17 protein-coding genes are annotated in these 19,940 nt (G+C 28.5%); 15 read left to right on the top strand and 2 right to left on the bottom strand.

Translation table 11 applies throughout. The annotated features are described in order from the left end of the window. The first annotated feature begins 1 nt into the window (after position 1). Genes mraY through leuS form a run of 9 tightly spaced genes read left to right on the top strand, consistent with a single transcriptional unit; the run spans position 2 to position 10,849 of the window. Entirely contained in the window at positions 2–952 is a 951-nt protein-coding gene (gene mraY / locus HV819_RS08315; protein ID WP_154541125.1) for a phospho-N-acetylmuramoyl-pentapeptide-transferase, read from the top strand. After that, on the top strand, positions 949–2,262 hold the full coding sequence (murD, locus tag HV819_RS08310) for a UDP-N-acetylmuramoyl-L-alanine--D-glutamate ligase (protein WP_154541123.1): 1,314 nt from the start codon (positions 949–951) through the stop codon (positions 2,260–2,262). Before mraY ends, murD begins: the two co-directional genes overlap by 4 nt. Further along, entirely contained in the window at positions 2,259–3,344 is a 1,086-nt protein-coding gene (gene murG, locus HV819_RS08305; protein ID WP_154541121.1) for an undecaprenyldiphospho-muramoylpentapeptide beta-N-acetylglucosaminyltransferase, read from the top strand. The genes murD and murG overlap by 4 nt, the downstream gene beginning before the upstream one ends. Before the next feature lie 2 nt (positions 3,345–3,346). Beyond that, entirely contained in the window at positions 3,347–4,117 is a 771-nt protein-coding gene (locus HV819_RS08300) for a cell division protein FtsQ/DivIB (protein ID WP_154541119.1), read from the top strand. Positions 4,118–4,140: 23 nt separating this feature from the next. Beyond that, complete coding sequence (gene ftsZ / locus HV819_RS08295) at positions 4,141–5,226, top strand: cell division protein FtsZ (protein ID WP_154541118.1); 1,086 nt, start codon at positions 4,141–4,143, stop codon at positions 5,224–5,226. A gap of 1 nt (position 5,227) precedes the next feature. Further along, the gene (gene nrdR / locus HV819_RS08290) at positions 5,228–5,683 is read left to right on the top strand and encodes a transcriptional regulator NrdR (protein WP_154541117.1); all 456 of its coding nucleotides are present in this window, start codon (positions 5,228–5,230) and stop codon (positions 5,681–5,683) included. A gap of 46 nt (positions 5,684–5,729) precedes the next feature. Beyond that, complete coding sequence (locus HV819_RS08285; RefSeq protein WP_154541116.1) at positions 5,730–7,046, top strand: replication-associated recombination protein A; 1,317 nt, start codon at positions 5,730–5,732, stop codon at positions 7,044–7,046. Next, positions 7,043–8,431, top strand: a complete 1,389-nt coding sequence (asnS, locus tag HV819_RS08280; protein WP_154541115.1) for an asparagine--tRNA ligase — start codon at positions 7,043–7,045, stop codon at positions 8,429–8,431. Before HV819_RS08285 ends, asnS begins: the two co-directional genes overlap by 4 nt. 9 nt (positions 8,432–8,440) lie before the next feature. Further along, positions 8,441–10,849 carry a leucine--tRNA ligase gene (leuS, locus tag HV819_RS08275; protein WP_176269988.1) on the top strand — a complete coding sequence of 803 codons (2,409 nt, stop codon included), beginning with the start codon at positions 8,441–8,443 and terminating at the stop codon, positions 10,847–10,849. A gap of 41 nt (positions 10,850–10,890) precedes the next feature. On the opposite strand, the gene HV819_RS08270 is transcribed toward leuS, so the two are convergent. Further along, the gene (locus tag HV819_RS08270; RefSeq protein WP_154541113.1) at positions 10,891–11,634 is read right to left on the bottom strand and encodes an alanyl-tRNA editing protein; all 744 of its coding nucleotides are present in this window, start codon (positions 11,632–11,634) and stop codon (positions 10,891–10,893) included. Positions 11,635–11,677: 43 nt separating this feature from the next. Here HV819_RS08270 and HV819_RS08265 point away from each other — a divergent pair, with 43 nt between their 5' ends. Together HV819_RS08265 and holA are read left to right on the top strand one after the other, a co-directional pair. Continuing rightward, positions 11,678–13,846 carry a DNA internalization-related competence protein ComEC/Rec2 gene (locus HV819_RS08265; protein ID WP_154541112.1) on the top strand — a complete coding sequence of 723 codons (2,169 nt, stop codon included), beginning with the start codon at positions 11,678–11,680 and terminating at the stop codon, positions 13,844–13,846. Beyond that, positions 13,843–14,856 (top strand): DNA polymerase III subunit delta, encoded by a 1,014-nt coding sequence (gene holA, locus HV819_RS08260; protein WP_154541111.1) that lies wholly within the window; start codon positions 13,843–13,845, stop codon positions 14,854–14,856. Before HV819_RS08265 ends, holA begins: the two co-directional genes overlap by 4 nt. A 67-nt stretch (positions 14,857–14,923) precedes the next feature. Here the strand turns inward: holA and rpsT are convergent, their stop codons facing one another. After that, positions 14,924–15,190, bottom strand: coding sequence for a 30S ribosomal protein S20 (gene rpsT / locus HV819_RS08255; protein ID WP_154541110.1), 267 nt, complete (start codon positions 15,188–15,190; stop codon positions 14,924–14,926). Positions 15,191–15,335: 145 nt separating this feature from the next. On the opposite strand from rpsT, the gene lepB reads away from it, so the two are divergent. The 4 genes from lepB (at position 15,336) to hrcA (ending at position 19,934) form a co-directional block, all read left to right on the top strand. Continuing rightward, on the top strand, positions 15,336–15,881 hold the full coding sequence (gene lepB / locus HV819_RS08250) for a signal peptidase I (RefSeq protein ID WP_154541109.1): 546 nt from the start codon (positions 15,336–15,338) through the stop codon (positions 15,879–15,881). Next, positions 15,881–17,686, top strand: a complete 1,806-nt coding sequence (gene lepA / locus HV819_RS08245; RefSeq protein ID WP_176269987.1) for a translation elongation factor 4 — start codon at positions 15,881–15,883, stop codon at positions 17,684–17,686. Before lepB ends, lepA begins: the two co-directional genes overlap by 1 nt. A gap of 44 nt (positions 17,687–17,730) precedes the next feature. Further along, positions 17,731–18,855 carry a radical SAM family heme chaperone HemW gene (gene hemW / locus HV819_RS08240; protein ID WP_176269986.1) on the top strand — a complete coding sequence of 375 codons (1,125 nt, stop codon included), beginning with the start codon at positions 17,731–17,733 and terminating at the stop codon, positions 18,853–18,855. 74 nt (positions 18,856–18,929) lie between these two features. Beyond that, entirely contained in the window at positions 18,930–19,934 is a 1,005-nt protein-coding gene (hrcA, locus tag HV819_RS08235; RefSeq protein WP_154541106.1) for a heat-inducible transcriptional repressor HrcA, read from the top strand. The last annotated feature ends 6 nt before the right edge of the window (positions 19,935–19,940 follow it).

Here is a 19,940-nt window from a genome sequence, read left to right as displayed (position 1 = left end):
AATGAAAGATATTTTAAGAATAATTTTACTAACATTAATACTAACACTTATACTTGGAAGAATTATTATTCCAATCTTAAGAAATAGCCATATAGGGCAAAATATTAGAGAAGAAGGGCCAAAAAGTCACTATGAAAAAGCGGGTACACCGACAATGGGTGGTATTATATTTTTGATATCAACGCTTGTAATGACATTGATTTTTGTTCCTTTTTCTATGAAAACTTTTATATTGCTTCTTGCAACATTTGGTTTTGGAGCAATAGGTTTTGTTGATGATTTTAGAAAGCTTGTTTTAAAAAGGTCACTTGGACTTACTGCCAAACAAAAAATTGTATTGCAAGTAGGATTATCGTTTGTAATCGCACTTTTATGTTTTATATTTCAAAATGACACCATAACTAAACTCTGGATACCATTTACTCATACCAGAATTAACATCTCAATATTTGGCATACCACTTATGATGTTTATAATGATAGGAACATCTAACGCAGTAAATCTTACGGATGGACTTGATGGACTTTCTTCATCAGTTTCTATTCCTGTTTTTATTTCGTTTATAATTCTTGCAACAAGTGTTGAAGATAAATTATTTGCAAGTATTATGTTGGCTGGACTATTAGGATTTTTATTTTATAATTCAAATCCTGCATCAGTATTTATGGGTGATACAGGTTCTATGGCTATAGGTGGGGCTGTAGTAGCACTTGCACTAAATATGGAAATGGCTCTTTTTTTAGTGATATTAGGAGGTATATATGTAGCTGAAGCTGGTTCAGTAATCCTACAAGTAGGCTCATATAAGCTTAGAAATAAAAAGAGAATTTTTTTAATGACACCAATCCACCATCATTTTGAATTGAAAGGATACAAAGAACCAAAAATAGTTACTGGTTTTACAATAGTATCAGTAATCTTATCTTTGATTACTTTATTGGCAGCAATATGAAAAAAGTTTTAGTATATGGTTTAGGAATAACAGGTATTTCAACGGTAAAAACATTAGCAAGTAAGGGATATAAAGTTTATACTTTTGACAAACTCAAAAAAGAAGACGATAGATTAAAGGGCTATGACTATAGCCCTATTTCTGATGTAAAAAAAGAGGATAAATTTGATTTTGTAGTAAAATCCCCTGGTATAAAACCGGATGATGAGATAGTAAAAGTTCTTGAAAAAAATAATGAGATAATATCAGATATAGAATTATCTTATAGAATTTTTAATAATAAAGAATTTTTGGCAGTAACTGGAACAAATGGCAAAACAACAACAACTTCACTTATAAGCCATATCTTAAATGAGTCAGGAAAAAGAGCTATAGCAGTTGGAAATATTGGTGAAGGTATTCTATGGCAAATGTATAAAAATGAAGCAGTCTTTGTAGAAGAAGTTTCATCTTTTCAACTACATAATACAAAGTTTTACAAACCTCATATTGGAATCATTTTAAATATTACACCAGATCATATAGACTGGCATAAAAGTGAGGAAAACTATATTAAAGATAAGTTAAGTATAGCTAGAAATCAAGATCAAAAAGATTATATTATTATAAATCATGATGATAAAATATTAAGTAAAAATAAAGAAAACTTCAATGCAAATATTTATGAATTTTCAACAAAAGATAAGATATCTAATGGTATATACCTAGATGGTGATGATATAGTTTTAAACATAGATGAACCTATAAAATTATTTTCTAGGAATGATTTAAAAATTGTAGGTAATCATAATATATCAAATGCCATGGCAGCAGTCTTGGCATTATATCTATACGGAATTGATATAAATGAAATAGTTAAATATATTAAAACATTTAAGGCTATAAGTCATAGACTTGAATTTGTTACAGAAATTAATAATGTTAAATTTTTTGATGACTCAAAGGCAACCAATGTTGATTCTGCAATAAAAGCCTTAGAAAGTTTTGATAAGAATGTAATTTTAATAGCTGGAGGTTATGATAAAAATATAGACTACAGACCCTTATTTGAAAGTTCAAGTAAAAAAATAAAAGCTATTATTTTAATTGGTCAAACTAAAAATATTTTAAAATCTGTCAGCGAAGATTATGGTATAAAATATTTTATAGAAGATACCATGAAAGATGCTGTTGATAGAGCATTTATGATAATGAAGAAAAATGATATAGTCTTATTATCTCCAGCATCAGCAAGTTGGGATATGTATAAAAGTTTTGAAGAAAGAGGAAATGACTTTAAGAATTTAGTAAAAGAAAGAGAGCCAAGATGAAGATAATAGTATCAGGCGGAGGAACGGGAGGGCATATCTATCCAGCCATTGCAATATGCCAAAAATTAGAAAAGGAAATTGATGATCTTGAAATTCTTTATGTTGGAATAAAGGGTGGACCTGAAGAAAAAATTGTAAAAAAGTATGATTATAAATTCCATTCTATAGAAGCTATGGGTCTTCCAAGAAAGATATCTAAGAGATTATTCAAATCTCTTATTACAAATTTAAAGGGTTTTTCTAAGGCTAAAAAAATAATCAATGATTTTAAACCAGATCTTGTCATAGGAACTGGAGGATATGTTTGTGCTCCAATTATTTATCAAGCATCTAGAAAACATATAAAAACTATGATTCATGAGTCAAACTCATTTCCTGGAATAACAACAAGGTTTTTATCTTCTAGGGTAGATGCGGTTTGTATATCATTCGAAGAGGCTAAAAAACACCTGAAAAACAAAGATAATATTTATATTACTGGAAACCCTGTAAGAACAAACTTTAATGAAGATTTTTCAAAAAAGGATTTAGATAAGCTTGGTATAAAAAAGGATATACCAGTAGTATTTTCGTTTGGTGGATCAAACGGCTCATATGCATTAAATGAAGCAGTAAAAGAAATGAGCCAACTTATGAAGGGTGATTTTTACCTACTTCATCAAACAGGAAATATGTATTTTGAAAATTTCAAAAAAGAAGTATATAATAATGAATTTCTTAAAATTTTTTCTTATATAGATAGTATTGACCTTTTTTATGCTGTAAGTGATTTAGTTATAGCCTCTTCTGGAGCTATGAGCTTGACTGAAATTTCATCCTTAAAAAAGGCTTCTATTTTAATTCCAAAGGCTTATACAACAGAAAATCATCAAGAATTTAATGCAAGAAACTATTTTGAACATGGTGCAAGCCTGATGATTCTTGAAAAAGATTTAACTGGTCAAAAATTATATGATAATATAAAAGAGATAATCAATGACAAGGATAAATTAAAAAACATGGGAGAGAAGGCCAATAGTTTACAAAATCCTAAAGCAGCTGATGAGATTTATAATATAATCAGAAAACTTATGGCAAGTTAATTATGGAAAAAAGAAAAAGAAGAAAAGTAAAGAAAAAAAGAAAAGAAAAAGTTTTTACATCTTTGTTCATGATTTTTTTATTAATAATTAGTTTTATTGTTATTATTTATAATATATTTAAGAATGATTATTTTAAAATTTCTCAAATATATATTGAAGGCAATAAAATTTTAAGCGATGAAGAAATCTTATCTAAATTAAATAATCCTATAGGAAATAATATTTTTTTCTATGATGCGAATAAGAGTATAGAAAACTTAAAAAAAGAAGAAATTATTAAAGATGTCGATATACAAAAAGAATATCCAGATAAGATACTTATAAATGTAAAAGAAGAATTTGCATTTATGACAGCAACATTCAACAATAAAGAGTATATAATATCAAATGAATCTAAAGTTTTAGATAAGACAAGTAATAAGAATGGCCTAGTTGTATTAAAAGGGATAGAAAAAAAACCAAAACTTGGTGAAAAGTTTACAGATAATAAGCAAGTTCTTGGTTTTATAGAGAAAATTCAAGAATATAAGTATAGCCTTAACTTAGAAGAAATAGACTTGGAAAACAATCAGGATATTGGTATAATAATAAATGATATTCATATTAATTTTGGAGATTTAAATAATTATGATTATAAGCTGAAACTACTCGATTCAGTTTTAAAAGATATTAGTGATAAAGGGCTTAAAGCCTACACTATAAGACTTGATAAAGGTAAAGATCCTGTAGTTGAAGTCGATAAAACAAGTCTAGATCAAGATAATGAGAAATAAAAGTTATGAAACGGGGGAGGAATATGGCAAATATCAATATGGAAGTAGAAAATAATGCCTTAGCCAAAATTAAAGTAATAGGTGTAGGTGGTGGTGGAAATAACGCCATAAGCCGAATGAGAGAAGGAGGACTTTCTGGAGTTGAGTTTATAGCGCTTAATACAGACCTTCAAACATTAAATGAAGCTAATGCTGATATAAAATTACAAATTGGTGCAAAGCTTACAAGAGGACTTGGAGCAGGTGCTAATCCTGAAATTGGAGAAAAGGCTGCTGAAGAAAGTGAATCTGAAATAGATGAGGCACTTAAAGGAGCTGATATGGTTTTTATCACTGCTGGAATGGGTGGTGGAACTGGTACAGGTGCGGCTCCAGTAGTTGCTAAAAAAGCAAAAGAGCAAGGTATACTTACAGTAGGAGTTGTTACAAAACCTTTTACATTTGAGGGAAGAAAAAGACAAACATCCGCAGAAGGTGGTATAGAAGCACTTAAGGATAGTGTAGATACATTGATTACAATTCCTAATGATAGACTTTTACAAATAGTTGAAAAAAGAACATCTATGGTAGAAGCATTTAAAATGGCTGACCAAGTACTTATGGATGCTGTAAGTGGTATATCAGAACTTATAGCTATACCAAATGTTATTAACCTTGACTTTGCAGATGTTAAATCAATTATGTCAGACCAAGGTATTGCTCATATGGGTATTGGTAGGGCAAGTGGTGAAAATAGAGCAGTTGATGCTGCAAAAGCTGCTGTAAACTCTCCACTACTTGAAACATCAATAGAAGGTGCAAATGCAGTATTATTAAATGTTACTGCAGCAGAAGTTGGACTTATGGAAGCAAATGAAGCAGCAGAGTTAATAAGAGAGCATATCGATTCTGATGCCAATATCATTTTTGGTGTTGGAAGTGATGAATCCCTAGGTGACGATATTAAGATTACTGTAATAGCAACAGGTTTTGATCAAGATTCTCAAAAAAGAAGAGAAGTTATTGAAAATAGAAGACAAGCACCAGCGAAAAATACAACAAAAAGACAGAATTCACAAAAAATATCAAATCCATTTGATGATATAGATCTTCCTGACTTCTTAAAATAAAATGAAATGTCCATATTGTGACTCAAATGATACAAAAGTTATAGATTCGAGGGCTACAGAAGATAATACTGCTATAAGAAGAAGGAGGCTTTGCCAAAGCTGTAACAAGAGATTTTCAACTTATGAAAGGTATGAAGACAGGACACTTATGGTTATAAAAAAAGATGATACAAGGGAATCTTTTGATAGGTCAAAGCTTATAAATGGTATAGTAAAATCTTGTGAGAAAAGACCAGTTTCTATCGATCAAATTGAACAAATAGCAAATGAAATAGAACTTGAAATAAATCATTTGGGAAAAAAGGAAGTATCTTCCACTACAATAGGAAAATTTGTTTGTGATAAACTTAAAAATATAGATCCAGTAGCATATGTTAGATTTGCTTCAGTATATAGAGAATTTAAGGATGTAGAAAGTTTTTACGAAGAATTAAAAAATTTAAAAGATGAAAATTGATGTTATTCATGAAGGATAGCATCTTTTTTTTAAAGATAGGAAAAGCATGGATTTATTTGAATTAAATAGGATAAGAGAAATTGAAAAATCAGCTCCCTTAGCAGATAGGCTAAGACCTAAAACACTTGATGATTTTATTGGTCAAGAACATTTGATAGGTGAAGGAAAGATTTTAAGAAGGATGATTAAGGCAGATAGGATTTACTCATCTATTTTTTATGGACCTCCAGGAGTTGGTAAGACTACACTTGCAGAAATCATATCAAATACTACTGATATGGCTTTTGAAAAAATATCTGCTGTAGCAAGCGGTATATCCGATCTAAAGAAAAAAATAGAAATAGCAAAGGATAATCTTAAATTTGAAAATAAAAAGACTATACTTTTTATAGATGAAATTCATAGGTTTAATAAATCACAACAAGACTATCTTCTGCCTTTTGTAGAAGATTCTACAATTATATTAATTGGGGCAACAACAGAAAATCCATATTTTGAAGTAAATAAGGCATTGATATCTAGAATGTATGTTTTTGAGCTGAAAAGTCATAGCTATAATGATTTAAAGATGCTTATAGATAGAGCAATAAATAAGGATAGAATACTCCAAAGAAAAAATATAAGTATAACAAATAATGCAATAGAAACCTTAATATCCTATTCAAATGGAGATTGTAGGGCACTTTTAAATGCTTTAGAGATAGCTGTGTTTTCACAAGATGATAATAAAGGTATAATAGAAATTGACCGCCAAACTATCTTAGATTCAATTCAAAAAAAGATTTCAATATATGATAGAAATGGTGACAGGCACTACGATACAATATCTGCTTTTATAAAATCTATGAGAGGTTCAGATGTTGATGCAAGTATCTATTATTTAGCAAAAATGCTTAACTCAGGTGAAGATATAAAATTTATAGGAAGAAGGATGATGATTTTTGCTGCAGAAGATATTTCTCTTGCAGATCCAAATGCATTAAATATTGCAACTAATGCTTTTAATGCGTCAATAGCAGTTGGAATGCCTGAAGCAAGAATTATTTTAGCAGAGGCTTGCGTTTATCTTGCACTTAGTCCTAAAAACAATTCCACATATCTTGCTATAAATAAGGCTATGGATTTTGTTAAAAATAAGAGGGATTTAGAAGTTCCAAATAAATTAAAAGATACTCACTATAAAGATAGCAAAAAATTAGTAAAAGATGAGTATCTTTACCCTCATAACTATAATGGCTATGTTAAACAAGATTATTTACCAGATGAGTATAAAAATGAAAAATTTTATGAGCCAAAAAATATTGGATATGAAAAAGAGCTTGTAGAAAAATTAGAAAAAGTTAAGAGAGGATTAGACAAATGAAATTAAGAGAAATTCAAAGAGATTTAGAAAAATTTATTGATAAGGAAATTACTCTTGAAGGATGGATAAGACAAGCGAGGTTTACTAAGAATGTAGGTTTTATAGAACTAAACGATGGAACTATATTTAAGAACCTCCAAGTTGTGTTAAGTAAAGACTTAGATAACTTTGAAGAACTAAAAAAAGAACATCTTTCAGCATCATTAAGGGTTAGTGGGTTATTGGTTAAAACAAATAATGCAAAACAAGCCTTTGAACTTCAAGCAAATAAGGTTATTGTACTAGGCCATAGTGATGAAAAATTCCCTATTCAAAAACAAAAACAATCTCTTGAATACATGAGAACTATTCCTCACCTAAGAGCAAGAACAAATACTTATAGGGCAGTATTTAGATTAAGAAGTAAACTTGCATTTGCTCTTCATAATTTCTTCCAAGAAAGAGGATTTATCTACTTAAATGCACCTATAATTACAGCATCTGATACTGAAGGAGCAGGAGAGATGTTCCAAGTTACAACCCAAAATCTTGAAAAACCTAATCTAAATGATGAAGGAAAAGTTGATTATTCTAAGGATTTTTTTGGAAAGAAATCATATCTTACAGTATCAGGTCAATTGGAAGCAGAAGATTTTGCTCTTGCTTTTTCAGACATTTATACATTTGGACCAACTTTTAGGGCAGAGGAGTCAAACACACCAAGACATGCAGCTGAATTTTGGATGCTTGAGCCAGAGATTGCCTTTGCTGACTACAATGATTGTATGGATGTAGCGGAAAATATGATTAGGTATATGATTGACTATGTTCTTAAAAATTGTAAAGATGAGATTACTTTTTTCAATGAAAAAATTGATGATACACTTATAGAAAGGCTTGAAAAGGTAAAAGATGCTAAATTTGCAAGAATTACCTATACTGATGCTATAAAAAAACTAAAAGAAGCCAATGTAGATTTTGAATATCCAGTAGAATGGGGAATGGACCTTCAAACAGAACATGAAAGATATTTATCAGAAAAGATTGTAGATGGACCTGTTTTTGTTACAGACTATCCAAAAGACATAAAGGCTTTTTATATGAGAAGAAATGAAGATGGGAAAACTGTAGCTGCTTTTGATCTATTAGTTCCAGCTGTAGGTGAGCTGATAGGGGGAAGCCAAAGGGAAGAAAGATATGATGAACTTGTAAAATCTATGGAAGATAATGGACTTAACATAGATGAATATCAAAATTATCTAGATCTTAGAAGATATGGTTCTGTTGTTCATTCAGGATATGGACTTGGTTTTGAAAGAGCTGTAATGTATCTTACTGGAATGAAGAACATTCGTGACGTAATACAATATCCAAGAACAGTTAAGTCATTTGCATCAAAAAACTAAGGAGTAATTATGAGGGAATATAATCCAAATGCTATTGAGAAAAAATGGCAAAAAATATGGGATGATGAGGAAACATTTAAAGCTGTTATAGATAAGGATAAAAAGAAATTCTATCCATTAGTAGAATTTCCATATCCATCAGGTCAAGGTCTTCATGTAGGCCATCCAAGACCTTATACGGCTTTAGATATAGTAGCAAGAAAGAGAAGACTAGAAGGAGAAAATGTAATTTATCCAATGGGTTGGGATGCATTCGGTCTTCCAACAGAAAACTATGCTATAAAAAATCATATACACCCAGCAATAGTTACAAGAGATAATATTAAAAATTTCAAGTCGCAAATGAAATCAATTGGTTTCTCATTTGACTGGTCAAGAGAAATTAATACAACTGATCCAAATTATTATAAATGGAGTCAATGGATATTTATACAACTCTATAAACATGGGCTTGCCTACAAAAAAGAAATGCCAATAAACTGGTGTCCATCATGTAAGATAGGACTTGCTAATGAAGAAGTAGTTGATGGTAAGTGTGAACGATGTGGCTCAGATGTAACCCATAAGGTTAAAAATCAATGGATGTTAAAAATTACAAAATATGCAGACAGACTCATAGATGATTTAGATGATGTTGACTATGAAGAAAAAATCAAAACTCAACAAAAAAATTGGATTGGAAGAAGCTATGGTGCAGAAATAGACTTTAAATTAAAGGATAAGGATTATAAATTAAATGTCTATACTACAAGACCTGATACAATTTTTGGCGCAACTTATATGGTAATAGCACCAGAACATCCTATGCTTGAAAAATTTAAAGATGATATTAAAAATCTCGATAAAGTTAAAGAATACCAAACTTTTGCTAAGAAAAAGTCAGATTTTGAAAGAAGTGAGCTTTCTAAGGAAAAAACAGGGGTTAAACTTGATGGAATATCTGCCATAAATCCTGTAAATGGAAAGGAAGTTCCAATTTGGATATCTGATTATGTACTTATATCTTATGGTACAGGTGCGATTATGGCAGTACCAGCCCATGATGAAAGAGATTTTGAATTTGCTAAAAAATTTGATATGCCAATAATTCCTGTAATTGACAATGGGGATGAAGAACTTCCTACAATATCAAATGACAAGGGACTTATGATAAATTCAGATTTTTTAAATGGTCTTTCAGTTGATGAAGCCAAAGCTAAGATGATAGAATATGTTGAAGATAATGAGATAGGCTTTGCAAAAGTAAATTACAAACTTCGAGATTGGGTATTTTCTAGACAAAGATATTGGGGTGAACCAATTCCTATGATTTATTGTCAAGAACATGGTTGGGTTCCAGAAAAGGAAGAAAATCTTCCTATAGAGCTTCCTGAAGTAGAAAGCTATGAGGTGACAGATGATGGAGAAAGTCCATTATCAAAAATAGATGACTTTGTAAATACTACTTGCCCAATCTGCGGAAAGCCTTCTAAAAGGGAAACAGATACAATGCCACAATGGGCAGGCTCTTCATGGTATTATTTAAGATACACAGATCCTAATAATAGTAAGGATATTGCAAGCAAAGAAAATCTAGAATACTTTACACCAGTTGATTGGTATAATGGCGGAATGGAACATACAACACTTCATTTACTCTATTCAAGATTTTGGCACAAGTTCTTATATGATATAGGTAAGGTTCCTACAAAAGAACCATATCAAAAAAGAACATCTCATGGAATGATTCTTGGAGAAGACCATCAAAAAATGTCTAAATCAAGAGGAAATGTAGTAAATCCTGATGACATAGTAAGAGATTATGGTGCTGATACTCTAAGAGTATATGAAATGTTTATTGGTGATTTTAGATCAACTGCTCCTTGGTCAGACGAGGGGGTTAAAGGTTGTAGGAAATATCTTGAAAGAGTATTTAACCTTTATGAATTAGTAGAAGATGGAGAAGAATATTCAAAAGATTTAGAAATTCTTATAAATCAAACTATTAAAAAGGTTTCTGATGATTATGAATCACTAAAATATAATACAGCTATAGCCGCTTTGATGAGTCTATTAAATGAATTTAGAAATAAAGGGACAATCACCAAAAAAGATTATAAGACTTACTTAATTTTATTAAATCCAGTTGCCCCTCATTTAACAGAAGAATTATGGGAAGAGATAGGATTTGAAGGTGAGCTCAATCAAGCATCATGGCCAATTTATGATAAATCTAAGCTTGAATATGATACAATTGAACTTCCAGTTCAAGTAAATGGCAAAGTTAGGACTAAACTTAATATAAGTAAAGATGCAGATCAAGAAGATGCTGTAAGTAAGGCAGAAAATGATAAAAACATACAAAAATATATAGATGGAAAAGATATATTTAAGGTAATATATGTACCAGGCAAGATATTAAATCTACTTGTAAAATAAAGACTAAAAAATGGACTATTCATAAATTTATGAATAGTCCATTAATATTTTTGATTTTGTATAGCGGATATAATCTTAGTAATCTTTTCACTAGAATCTAAATCTCCTGTAGAAATATTTTTAATATATTCAATCAAATCCATACTCTTACTAACAAATTTTAAATAGTCATCTCCAACTATAAAATCAATTAAAAGCTTATCTTCAATTTTTTCTAATGAAAAAACATAAATACCTTCTAAATATTTGGTATTTCTCAAAAATACACCCTGATTTGGAAATCTTTCAAATCCATCAATAAAAACTTCTTCCTCTTCTATATTTATGTCGAGACCAAGCTTTATAATCTTTTCAAAAAGTTCTTTAAAAGCTTTTAAATCAAAATTTTCATAAAAATTATCTACCTTAATTCGAGATTTATTTTTTTCTATTGAAAGGCTTATGTTCTTGTTATTATAGAATTGATAAAAGATAGCCTTAAAAATATAAAATGCAGTATTATAATATAAATTTTTAAGTCTTGCTTTTTTATCAATTTTTAAGTAGACTTCCTTTTTCTCTATATTTCCTTCAATTGTATATACAATATCTTTTTCAACCATCTGTATGTTTTTTATTTTAAATGAGGATATTTCGGGATTTTCATCCAGAAGATAGGCGGTTTTCGGAATAAAAATGCTTCTATCTAAGATAAGTTTAGTATAAGGATAATTATATTTTTTCTTTTTTATATTTGCACTAATTTCATCTATTAAGGGATGACTTATGTATAATAAATCTTTCATACTATAATTATATCATATGTTATAATTTAAGTGGGAGATAGATATGAGAAAAATATTATTTTTAAGCTTATTAGGTTTTATTTGTGGAATAGGTTTTTTTGTATATTTTGAAGGTCTTAATTTAGTCTTGATTTTAGGACTTTTTTTCCTATGTCTTTTATTTATGAAAAAAACAATTTTTTATTTTTTTCTAGCAGTAATTTTAGGAAATTTCATAGCAGGAATAAATTTTAATTCTTTTAAATTGAACAAATATGAAAAACTAGACTTATCACTTTTAGTAGTGGATAAGTCTAGCACTAATGATAGATTTATTTATACAGTTAAGGCTAAAGATAAAATTTATAAAATAGATGAAAAATCAATTCTTATATCAGACAAAGAATTTAATCTTGGAGATAGACTTATAGGAAATTTTGAAATAGATCTAGTCTCTAAGAATACCAACCCTTATCTTTTCAACTATAGGAATTACATGCTTGGAAAAGGGGTTAAATCAAGACTTAAAATTATAGATTTGAAGAGAGTAGAAAAAACGAAATATCTTAATTTAAGACTTAAAGAAAAATTTAGTTTTTATATAAAATCTATCTTTGACAATAATTTAAGTGAGGATGCATCTGATTTTGTAAAGGCTGTGGTTTTATCAGAAAAGTATAAGAATATAAGTGAATTATCATCTTTAGGTATTTCCCATTTACTTGCTGTATCTGGTCTTCATATAGATATAATATTAGGGTTTATGATACTTATACTTATAAAATTTGGGCTTTCTTATAAAGTGGCTCTGCCTTTAGGATTAATTTTTTCAGTATCTTATGGATATTTGATAGGATTTCCTTTCTCTATTATGAGAGTAATCTTACTTCATAGTATTATATATTTGGGTTTTTTACTAAAAAAAGGAAAGGATATGTATAAAATTCTAATGGCATCTTTTCTATTAATTATTTTTATAAATCCTTTTGCTATATTTCATGCATCCCTAATACTTTCATATTTGGCAGGTTTTGCCATATATATAATTTATCCAAAATATAAGAATAAAGGTTCATTTATAAAGAAAAATTTGGTTTTTATAGGCTCGATTCAACTTGTTATGTTCCCGTTTTTAGTCTATTATTTCCAAAGTTTTAATTTTCTATCAATAATTACAAATTTTTTAATTGTACCTATATTTCAAATATCAGCCTATCTTATTTTTATAATAATTTTGGCATATCCATTTTTGGGAAAGTTTTTATTTATTATATTTTGGAGTTTGAATTTTTTGATAAAATCAATAATAAATATGGCTTTATTTTTAAATTCTATAGATGTATTTAAAATTAGTTTTCCAAAAGAATCAATTCTTATATCGATTTATTTTCTAATAATTATATATCTATTTCTGGAACTTAAAAGCAAAAGACTTAAAAATTTAAGAAAATATTTAATATATTCAATTCTAATAATAGTTTTTTCTATTACTTGTGATTTAAATAGGCCTATAAGTTTTTCGATGATAGATATTGGACAAGGCGATTCATTTATCTTAGAGACTGGAAAAGATATATATCTTTTTGATTGTGGTGAGATTTCTTTTGGTAATTATAACTCTACTGATAATATTCTCATTCCTCTTTTAAAAGCAAAGGGAATTAGAAAAATAAAGGGGGTTTTTATCTCTCATGAAGATAGTGATCATTATGGAGCTTTAGGTAAATTAAATAATGAATTTAATATAGAAAAAATCTATGTAAATAAGTATAATGTGAATTCATTTAAAAATTACAACATAGAAATATTACATGACTATGATAGACTTACTAAAAAAGATATAATAATAGATGTCCTTGAAAATTATGATGGGGAAGAAAATGAGGACTCAATGCCACTTTTACTTACAATAAAAGGAGTAAGAATACTTACTATGGGTGATTTACCTAGCAACAGGGAAGAAGTAGTTAAAAGAAAAGCCGATATTTTAAAAGTATCACACCATGGCTCTAAATCTTCTACATCAAAAGATTTTATTAATTATGTAAGGCCCGAAGTTGCTTTAATATCTGCAGGACGAAATAATGTATATAAACATCCTAGTAAGGAAGTATTAGAGAATTTAAAAGATATCAAAACTTATAATACTCAAACAGATGGATATGTAGAAATCCAATTTGTGAATGGTGGTTTTAAAGTTGAAAAATATATGAAGGGGGGATTTTTTAGATGAATTATAAGGAATTTATGAAAGCTTTCTTATCAAGTAATACAAGTGGAATATATTTGATTGATTCTGAAGAAGAATACCTAAAAGAGACAATTATAGATGCAGCAAAGGATATACTAAGATATCCTGACTTTAATTACATAGAAATTAAGGGAAAAACAAGTATAGAAGAGATTCAAACAGCTATGGACACATATCCTATTATGGAAGATAAAAAAGTGATTATATGGAGAAATGTAGACTTTTCTCAAAAAAACATTAAAGAATATGAGGAAGTTAATAATAGCCTTATAAAAACAATTAATAATGTCGGAGATTTTTTAACTCTTTTAATAATACCTGATTCAAAGATTTTTAAGGGAAAATTTTATAAAAATGTCAAAAAAAATGGTCAAATAGTAGAAGTAAAAAGGCTTACTAATAATGAATTAATATATTTTATTGGAAAAAGATTCTTAAAATTTGGTAAAAAAATCAAAAAATCTCAAATAAATGATATTATAGCTAGATTTTCATATTTAAATAAAAACTCAGAGGTAGACCTTTATGAAGTTGTAAATACTATAGATAAAATTATTTCAAACTCTGATCAGATGGAAGTAAAAGACATAGATGTATCAGAACAATTAGATCAAATTCTTGATTTAAATATTTTTAATTTTACTGATGCCTTATCTATGAAAAATAGTAAAAAAGCACTTGATACATACTTTTATATGGCAAGGGATATAGATGAAATATTTAAGATTTATCATATGCTAGTAAGACATATTAGAAATCTTATAGGTATAAAGGTTTTAAGTAATAATTCTTTTAATGATTCATATATAATGAAGACACTTTCAATTTCTTTTTATGAGTTAAATAAAGATAAATCTTTCGTGAGAAATTTTACTCTTGATGAATTATTTAATATACATGATTTTTTATATAATATGGAGAGAAAACAAAAGAGCTTAGACTTTGATATGAATTTGAATATGGAAATGTTAATAAGTTCTTTTTCAAAATAAAAAAATCGACTCATTCTATTCTTTGCGACTTGTCTTAAGTCGCAAGTTTGAATGAACCGACTAAAAATTAAGCATTTAATAAATTTAATTTTTTAGCTAATCTTGAACTAGTTCTACTAGCTTGATTTTTATGAATAATGTTTTTTGCTGCTGCTTGTTTTACTTTTTTATCAACAGTTTTGAAAAGTTCATTAGCTTTGTCAGCTTCATTATTTTCTATAGCTTGTTCAAATTTTTTAACATATGTTTTAATTTCTGATTTTACAGATTTATTTCTAGCAGTTTGTCTTCTAGCTATGTCAATCCTTTTAATTGCTGATTTGATATTTGCCATTTTTTCACCCCCAATTTACTTCGACTGATTTATTTTACCATAAACTTAAGTTTTTTACAAATATTTAAGTTTTATTATATGATTTTAAAATATTTTGAACTTTTGCAATATTCGTTTATAATATTTTAGTAAGAGAGGTGTATATATGAGTGAAGAAAATTCATTAGAATTTCTTGATTGGATTAAGACAATACTGCTTGCTTTAATTTTAGCGTTTTTTATAAAAATATTTTTGCTTGATGCTACCAAGGTAGAGGGAAATTCAATGCTTAACACATTACATAGTGGTGATATGTTATTTGTAGATAAATTATCGAAGCATTTTAAAGGTTTTGATGTAGGAGATATAGTTATAATTGAAGCTCCTGACCAAGAATCTACTCTTTATATAAAAAGAATTGTTGGACTTCCAGGGGATACTGTATCTATAAGTAATGGGAATGTATATATTAATGGAGAAATTTATTCAGAGCATTATATAAATACGGACGAAACTCTAACAACAAATAATAATAGTGAATGGACTTTAAATGAAGGAGAATACTTTGTTATGGGGGATAATAGACTTCCAAATGCAAGTAATGATTCAAGAAATTTTGGCCCTATTAGTGAGAATTCTATAGTTGGTCATGCTTTCTTAAGATTTTACCCTTTATATGATATTGGTTTTGTAGATAAGGAAAATAGATAATGAAGAAAAAAGAAAATATAAGAAATTTTTCTATTATAGCCCATATAGATCATGGCAAATCAACTTTAGCTGATAGATTAATTGAGGAAACTAATTCTGTTTCAAAAAGAGATATTGAAGAACAAATGCTTGATAGCATGGATCTTGAGCAAGAAAGAGGAATTACTATTAAATTAAAATCAGTAAAGTTAAATTATAGGGCTAAGGATGGAAAAGATTATGTTCTAAATCTCATAGATACTCCTGGTCATGTAGACTTTACTTATGAAGTTTCAAGATCTCTTAAGGCATGCGAAGGAGCAATTCTTGTTGTGGATGCATCACAAGGTGTAGAGGCTCAAACTTTGGCTAATACCTATCTAGCTTTAGAACAGAATCTTGAGATTTTACCAGTTTTAAATAAGATTGATTTGCCAAGTGCTAGGGTTGATGAGACAAAAGAAGAGATAGAAAATCAAATAGGTCTTGATACCGAAGGAATTCCTCTAGTTTCAGCTAAAACTGGATTAAATATTACTGATGTACTAGAAGATATAATCGAAAATATTCCAGCACCAGAAGATCATGATGATAAGCCTCTTAAGGCTTTAATTTTTGACTCTTATTATGATTCTTATAGGGGAGTAATATGCTATGTGAGAATCTTTGAAGGTTCAGTTAAGCCTGGTGATGAAATTTACATGATGGCAAGCGGAAAATCATACGAAGTTACAGCAGTTGGCTATACTATGAAAGATAGGATAGAGACAAAAGATTTAAGAAGTGGGGATGTTGGTTTTATAGAAGCCAGTATTAAAGACATAAGAAATGCAAGAGTTGGAGATACTATAACTTTAAAGAACAATAAAACAGATAAACCATTATCAGGATATAAGGAAGTTCTACCAATGGTGTATTCTGGTATTTATCCTGCAGAAGGAGAATCTTTTGCAAAACTTAGAGATTCTCTTGAAAAACTCCAAGTTAATGATGCATCTCTTGTATTTGAACAAGAAAACTCTCAAGCCTTGGGTGTAGGTCTAAGATGTGGATTTTTGGGACTTTTGCATATGGATATTATTACAGAAAGACTTGAAAGAGAGTATGACCTTGATATTATAGCTACTGCACCTTCTGTAATCTATAGGGTAAAGACTAAGGGTCATGATGAGAAAAAGTTGGAAAATCCTAATGATTTTCCATCAACTTCAGAAATTGAATATGTAAAAGAACCAATTACAATATCTGAAATTATGACTCCAAAGGATTATATAGGTCCTATAATGGAGCTTGCCCAATCAAGGCGTGGAGAGCTTATAGATATGTCCTATATTGATGAAAATAGGGTTTTAATCAAGTATAAGCTACCTTTAAATGAGGTTATATATAATTTCTTTGATTCACTTAAGTCAAGGTCAAAGGGTTATGCATCTCTTGATTATGAAGTAACAGACTATGTAAAAAGTGATTTAATAAAACTTGATATTAAGATAAACGAAGATAGGGTAGATGCACTTTCGACCATAGTACATAAGGATTTTGCATATGAAAGAGGAAGGTCAATTGTTGAAAAACTCAAGGAACAAATACCAAGACAACAATTCACAATTCCAATTCAAGCTACTATAGACTCTAAGGTTATAGCAAGAGAAACTGTAAAAGCACTAAGAAAAGATGTAATTGCAAAATGTTATGGTGGAGATATATCTAGAAAGAAAAAATTACTAGAAAAACAAAAAGAAGGTAAGAAGAGGATGAGACAGTTAGGAAGTGTTCAAATCCCTCAGGATGCATTCCTTGCTGTATTAAAATATGAAGATGATTAAAAAGTTAGGCTTGTCCTAGCTTTTTTTATGTAAAAGGAGGAAAAATGGAAAAAATTGGACTTTATGTACATATCCCTTTTTGCAAGAAAAAATGTTTTTATTGTGATTTCGTAGCTTATCCCAATTTGGAAAATATGATTGATTCATACTTTGATAATTTATATAAGGAAATTGATTTATATCAAAAAAATATAAGTGTAGATATAGATTCTATATATATTGGAGGAGGAACACCTTCATATGTTGATTATAAATATATAGAGAAACTTGTAGAAAAACTTAAAAATTTTAAGGTTAAAAATCTTAAGGAATTTACTATAGAGTCAAATCCAAATTCCCTAACACTTGATAAGCTAAAAAAATATAGGGAACTTGGTATAGATAGGATATCTCTAGGAGTTCAATCATTTGATGATAAGGTATTAAAAAATGTTGGTCGTGATCATAGTAAAGAAATTATATTAAATGACATTAAAAATATAAGAAAAGTTGGATTTAAAAATCTTTCCTTAGATATGATTTTAAATCTACCAGGAGGAGACTTTAATGTAGTAAAAAAAGATTTAGAACTTATAAAAGAAATTAAGCCAGAACATATATCTTATTATTCTCTAATTTTAGAGAAGGGTTCATATTTTTATACTCTTTATAAAAAAAGAAAATTAAAGTTAATGGATGATGATCTAGAAAGGGGAATTTTTTTATATATAGAAAAGCAATTAAAAGATTTAGGATTATTTAGGTATGAAATTTCTAATTTTTCAAAAAAAGGTTTCGAATCTTACCACAATAAAAAATATTGGTCTGAGGGTGGATATCTTGCCTTAGGTCTTGGTGCATCAGGATTTTTATCGAATATTAGATACAGTAATGTAAGAAATTTTATTAAATATGAAAACTTAATAAATAGTGGAAAGTTTCCCATAGAAACTAAAGAGTTTATCTCAAAAAGTGAAAGGGAGAAAGAATATATAATCTTTAAGCTAAGGGAATGTGAAGGAATTAATTTAAAAGAATTTGAAGAAATTTTTGGTTATAGTCTTTTAAACAAGTATAGTAAAATTGTTGATAAATATTATAATCTTGGCTTTTTTAATATAGGGAAAAGCCTGAGTTTTACCCATAAAGGTTTCGACTTATCTAATGAATTTTATCTTGAAATAATCTAACTTGCAAATATAAATTTACCAAGTATATTAATATTAGCAGTCAGATATTAGGAGTGCTAAATGAGGTGAAGATAATGAACGAGAGAAAGAAAATGATACTCTTTTCCATTATAAACTCATACGTTAATCTTGGAGAGCCTATTGGTTCAAATTCATTACTTAATGAATATTCTCTAGATATATCTTCTGCAACTATTAGAAATGAGATGAGCACTCTTGAGAAGATGGGACTTCTTGAAAAGGCCCATACTTCTAGTGGTAGGTACCCATCAGATAAGGGTTACAGATTATATGTCAATTATATATTAGAAAATACACTGGATTCTAATAAAGAAGATGAAGAAAAATTAGAAAAAATTCTTGATAAAAGATATGGAAATGTTTCAAAAATTATAGATACAGCAACCTTATTACTTTCTAAGATGACTAATCTTACAGCTATATCTTACACTATAAGAAATAATATCAATAAAGTTTTAAATCTCGAACTTATTAAACTTGATTCTAATATGCTCTTATTTGTCATAGTTTATGACAATGCAAGTATTATTAGTGATAGGATTTATACCAATGTTGAAGTAAGTGAAGAGGATATAAAATACTTGTCTATAGAACTTAAAAAAAATATAGAAGGAGTCAATATTAAAGATATTTCTAAGGTGTTTAAGAGACTTAAAGATAAAAATCTTAAAAAGTATGAATCCTTATTAGAAATTTTGGAGAATAAAATTAATAATGATTCTTTAACAGATCTTAGTAAGGAAGTAATTATAAAAGGAATTGGAAATATTTTTAATTTTAAAGAATTTGAGGATCCAATAAAGGCTAAAGAGTTTATTAAAATTTTAGATAGTAAAGATAGGATATGGGATTTGATTGAAAATTCCAATAGCAATCTTAAAATTACTATTGGAGATGAAAATGAGATAAATGAATTAAAAGACAATACAATAATAACTTCGCATTTTAATTATGATAAGGACATTGTAGGCCAAATTGGAATTATAGGAATTACAAGAATTGATTATAAGGAAGTTATTTCTGATATAAAGCTAATTTCAGATTTACTCAGTAAATAAAGGTAG

Origin of the sequence: Anaerococcus faecalis, from assembly GCF_013371425.1 — a bacterium.
Taxonomy (GTDB): Bacteria; Bacillota; Clostridia; order Tissierellales; family Peptoniphilaceae; genus Anaerococcus; species Anaerococcus porci.
The sequence above is the reverse complement of the archived record's forward strand: the minus strand, read 5'-3'. Positions and strand labels throughout refer to the sequence as shown.